5 protein-coding genes are annotated in these 4,889 nt (G+C 37.2%); 2 read left to right on the plus strand and 3 right to left on the minus strand.

Annotated elements, in window-relative coordinates:
* The first annotated feature begins 303 nt into the window (after positions 1 to 303).
* Positions 304 to 1,452: a prolipoprotein diacylglyceryl transferase gene (locus AC07YT_RS24975; RefSeq protein WP_086545737.1), complete on the plus strand. Its 1,149-nt coding sequence runs from the start codon at positions 304 to 306 to the stop codon at positions 1,450 to 1,452.
* A 57-nt stretch (positions 1,453 to 1,509) separates the two neighbouring features.
* Positions 1,510 to 2,301, plus strand: a complete 792-nt coding sequence (locus AC07YT_RS24980; protein ID WP_086545738.1) for an inositol monophosphatase family protein — start codon at positions 1,510 to 1,512, stop codon at positions 2,299 to 2,301.
* Positions 2,302 to 2,471: 170 nt separating this feature from the next.
* On the opposite strand, the gene AC07YT_RS24985 is transcribed toward AC07YT_RS24980, so the two are convergent.
* From AC07YT_RS24985 to AC07YT_RS24995, 3 genes are all read right to left on the minus strand, one after another.
* Positions 2,472 to 3,023 carry a NifU family protein gene (locus AC07YT_RS24985; RefSeq protein ID WP_057934267.1) on the minus strand — a complete coding sequence of 184 codons (552 nt, stop codon included), beginning with the start codon at positions 3,021 to 3,023 and terminating at the stop codon, positions 2,472 to 2,474.
* An 87-nt stretch (positions 3,024 to 3,110) separates the two neighbouring features.
* On the minus strand, positions 3,111 to 4,457 hold the full coding sequence (purB, locus tag AC07YT_RS24990) for an adenylosuccinate lyase (RefSeq protein ID WP_086545739.1): 1,347 nt from the start codon (positions 4,455 to 4,457) through the stop codon (positions 3,111 to 3,113).
* 126 nt (positions 4,458 to 4,583) lie between these two features.
* On the minus strand, positions 4,584 to 4,781 hold the full coding sequence (locus AC07YT_RS24995; RefSeq protein WP_086545740.1) for a hypothetical protein: 198 nt from the start codon (positions 4,779 to 4,781) through the stop codon (positions 4,584 to 4,586).
* Positions 4,782 to 4,889: the final 108 nt, after the last annotated feature.

The raw sequence follows: 4,889 nt of genomic DNA on the forward strand, positions 1-4,889 counted from the left end.
CATAGTTCACCTCTGCTTTTAAGGTTTCCTTTGTCAAATTTAATTCTTTGATAATCTTTCTCAAACCTAAGGGATCGGAGCGGGCACGCAGTAAAGCGGAGCGCAGGACTGTACTAACCGATCACAACAGAACCTTTCTTTTCAAAAAAAAACAAAGAGATTTACATACTTTTTCTAGCTATTAATGATCGAGTTTGGTCTTTCCGCTTTGTGCATGAAGCCTTTCTCCTTTAGTCTTTAAGCTTTCCTCTTTAATCTTTCAGCTTTGGTCTTTCTTTCCTATCTTCGCAACAAATTATTTGTATGTTTCCTACCGTTTCACATTTCTTAGAATATTTATTCGGCATTAATTTACCGCTTCCGTTTAATACTTTTGGTGTTTTTGTAGCGCTGGCCTTTGTTGCTGGCTACTGGGCTTTTACCAAAGAACTTAAGCGTAAAGAAGCGTTAGGCATACTCCATCCCATTAAAAAAACAATTGTGGTGGGTAAACCTGCTACCACATCTGAACTGATCATGAATGGTCTTTTCGGCTTCGTTATTGGTTATAAACTGGTTTATGCCTTGTTAAACTATAAACTTTTTGTTAATGATGCACAGTCGATTTTAATGTCGACCAAAGGAAATATCATTGGTGGTTTGTTCTTTGCCGGTTTGTTTGCTTACTGGGATTATACCGAAAAGAATAAACACAAGCTGGATAAGCCAAAAGAAACACAGGTAACCATCCATCCATACCAAACGATGAGTAATCTGATTGTTTGGGCAGCCATCTGGGGTTTTTTAGGCGCTAAATTTTTCGATAATTTAGAGTATTGGGATGATTTTGTTCAACATCCTATCGAGCGGTTATTGTCATTTAGCGGTTTAACTTTTTATGGTGGTTTAATTTGTGGTGGTGCGGCTGTATTAATTATTGCCAAAAGAAACGGCATTAAACCGCTGCATATGCTTGACGTAGGCGGGCCTGGAATGATGCTGGCTTATGCTGTGGGCCGTATTGGTTGCCACTTAGCTGGAGATGGCGACTGGGGTATTGTCAATAATAATCCAAAACCATTTTCCTGGTTACCAGATTGGTTGTGGTCGTACAAATACCCGAATAACGTGGTAGGAGAAGGTATTCCAATTCCTGGTTGTACCGGTAAGTTTTGTAACGAATTGGCGCAGGGTGTATATCCAACACCGATTTACGAAGTCATTATCTGTTTAATCCTTTTTGCCTTTTTGTGGAAGATCAGGGATAAAATAAAAGCACCGGGTTTAATGTTTGGTATTTACATGATCTTAAACGGTTTGGAGCGTTTCTGCATCGAATTAATTCGTGTAAACTCAAAATATCATGTTTTTGGTCTGTCTTTTACCCAGGCAGAAATGATTTCTACTTTTCTTGTTGTTGGCGGTATTGCACTAAGTGCTTATGCCTTAAGGAACAAGAATCAACTGGCTTAAAATTTTTATAAGTTCATTTATCATCCGATAAACGCCTCGTTTTATTGTTAAATAGCTATGAATTACGAATTACTGTGTACAAAGGTGATATCGATTGTAAGGCTTACCGGAAATTTTATCCGTAAAGAAGCGATGCAGTTCGATGTTCAAAAAATAGAATATAAAGGATTAAATGATATGGTTTCTTATGTTGATAAAACAGCAGAGCAGAAACTGGTTCAAAATCTCGAAAAATTAATTCCCGATGCAGGTTTTATAACCGAAGAGAAAACGATTAACCGCACAGGTAAAACCTATACGTGGATCATTGACCCCTTGGATGGTACCACCAATTTTATCCATGGCATTCCGGCTTACGGCATTAGCGTAGCGCTTTATGAAGATGGACTGCCCGTTATTGGCGTGGTTTACGAATTAAACAGGGGAGAAATGTTTTATTCGTATAAAGGCGGACCTGCGCTTATGAATAAGAAAGAAATTAAAGTTTCCGCTAATCCTGATCTGAAATCGAGTTTGTTGGCCACAGGCTTCCCATATTATCAGTTTGATAAACAACCTCAGTACTTAAAATTACTGACGGAGATGATGCAGAAAAGCCATGGGGTACGTAGAATTGGTGCAGCGGCAATAGATTTGGTATATACGGCCTGCGGGCGTTTCGATGCTTTTTTTGAATACAATCTACAACAATGGGATTTTGCAGCTGGATGTTTTATTGTGCAGCAGGCAGGAGGAGAGGTATACGATTTCGCTGGTGGAAATGATTACTTTGAAAAAAGGGAGATCTTGGCTACCAATGGTAAACTAACTACTGAAATGTTAACTGCGATTAAACGGTATTTTAATTAATGCCGTCACCCTGAATTTATTTCAGGGTCTTTCGTTGAAAATGAGGTTGTATCATAAAGGAGATTTCGCCTCAGGATGAAAAATCTATATTTATGATATGACGCAACAAAAAAAGGTCCCGATTCTCATCGGGACCTTTTCACTATATATACTATGAAAAATGCACAATTTTAAAGCGCTTCAGAAACCACTTCTGTAACTTCAGGTACCATTCTCTGCAATAAGTTTTGGATACCTGATTTAAGCGTTATTGTAGAAGACGGACAACCACTGCAAGAGCCACGTAGCTCTACGGTAACCACACCTTCATCAAAAGATTTGTATGTAATTGCACCACCATCCTGCTCAACAGCCGGACGTACATAATCGTGTAGAATCTGCTGAATTTTAATTTCAGTTTCAGTACCCTCAAAAGCAGGTGCTTCTTCGGTAGTTGCTTCTTTAATTTTTAATTCAGATTCTACAGCTCCCTTAACAAATTCTTTTAAAATAGCTTCAATATCAGCCCATTCTGCATCATCTGTTTTGGTGATGGTCACAAAATTGCTGGCGAAAAAAACGCCAGAAACAAAGTTGAACTTAAATAACTCTTTGGCAAAAGGCGAATGCTCTGCACTCTCTTTAGTTGCAAAATCCTCACTGCCGTTTATTAACAGCTTGTTTACCATGAATTTCATGGTCGCCGGATTTGGAGTCTGTTCTGTATATACGTTAATCGTCATGTCTTAATCAATTTGAATAAACAAAATTAACAATTACTCACTAATAAAACCTTGGTTAGCTGTCTGCTTAACGTCAATTTAATTTGACTAGAAAACGCCGGTGTAATTAAAAGGTGTAATGGTTCTCAATTGTACTTTAACAGCTTCTGAAACGGCTAAACCTTCAATAAATTCGGCAATACTTGCTGCATTGATTTTTGAATTTGTTCTGGTTAATTCTTTTAAGGCTTCGTAAGGGTTAGGGTAGTTCTCTCTTCTTAAAACCGTTTGAATCGCTTCGGCCACAACCGCCCAGTTCTCGTCTAAATCGGCATGTAAAGCAGCTTCATTTAATAAAATTTTGTTTAATCCGCGTAGCGTAGAGTTAATGGCAATTAAGGTATGTCCGAAAGGAACACCTACGTTTCTTAACACAGTAGAGTCGGTTAAGTCTCTCTGTAAACGTGAGATTGGTAATTTAGCGGCGAAAAACTCGAATAAAGCATTGGCAATTCCGGCATTTCCTTCAGCGTTTTCAAAATCGATTGGGTTAACCTTGTGTGGCATAGCCGATGAACCAATTTCTCCTGCTTTGATTTTCTGTTTGAAATAGTTTTTAGAAATATAAGTCCAGATATCTCGGTCTAAATCTATAATAATGTTATTGATACGTTTTAAGGCATCACATTGCGCTGCAAACTGATCGTAATGTTCAATTTGAGTCGTATGCTGTGCACGTGTCAGACCTAAAGTCTCGTTAACAAACTGGTTTGAAAAATTAACCCAGTTAACCTCAGGGTAAGCAATATGGTGTGCATTGAAGTTGCCGGTAGCGCCACCAAATTTTGCACTATTCGGAATGTTTTTTAAACTTTCTACCTGAATAGCCAAACGCTCAGCAAAAACCAAAAACTCTTTACCCAACTTGGTAGGAGAGGCTGGCTGTCCATGTGTGTGTGCCAACATCGGAATATCCTTCCACTCGATAGCCAGGGCATTTATTTTTTCGATTAAAGTGTTAATTGCCGGATAATAGCTGTCGTTCAATGCCAGTTTTATTGAATATGGGATGGCCGTGTTATTAATATCCTGAGAGGTTAAGCCAAAGTGGATAAACTCTTTATAATTTTGAAGTGATAAGGCGTCGAATTTACTTTTGATAAAATATTCAACAGCTTTAACATCATGATTGGTTACCTTTTCAGTTTCTTTAATTTCTAAAGCGTCAACTTCTGAGAAATTTTCGTGGATTTTGCGTAATTCAGCATAAAGATTTCGGTCAAAATTTTCTAAGCCAGGCAAGTTGATTTCGCAAAGTGCGATAAAATATTCGATTTCTACAAAAACACGGTATTTGATTAAAGCTTCTTCAGAAAAGTAAGCAGCTAAACTTTCGGTTGTTTTTCTGTAACGACCATCAACTGGTGAAATAGCTTGTAGTGATGTTAAATTCATTATGCGGATTATATTTTTGCCGCAAATTTACTACAATTGATGGATTTTAAGGTCTTGATTGCTAGAAATTAATATAAATAAAAAAGACCTTAGTATTTCTAAGGCCTTTTTTCGGTAACCGATAAACTATTTTTTAGTTGTATCAGTTGCTGTAGTGTCTTTAACGGTTGTGTCTTTTACTGTGGTATCTTTTACTGTGGTATCAACAACTGAAGTATCAACGGCAGATGAATCACCACCTTCAGCTTTTTTTTCTGAGTTACAGGCAACAACAGATAGGGAAAGTGCTAAAGCTAAAAAGCCAAATTTAAATGCATTTTTCATTTTTTTTCTTAATTTGTTTGGTTTTGAAAAGTTAATTAATGCTAATTTATATAAAATACTTAAAAATTAACCCGTTTATCCTAAATAAAAAAGCTCACGATTTGAAAT

It is taken from the genome of Pedobacter sp. GW460-11-11-14-TSB4 (assembly GCF_059423705.1).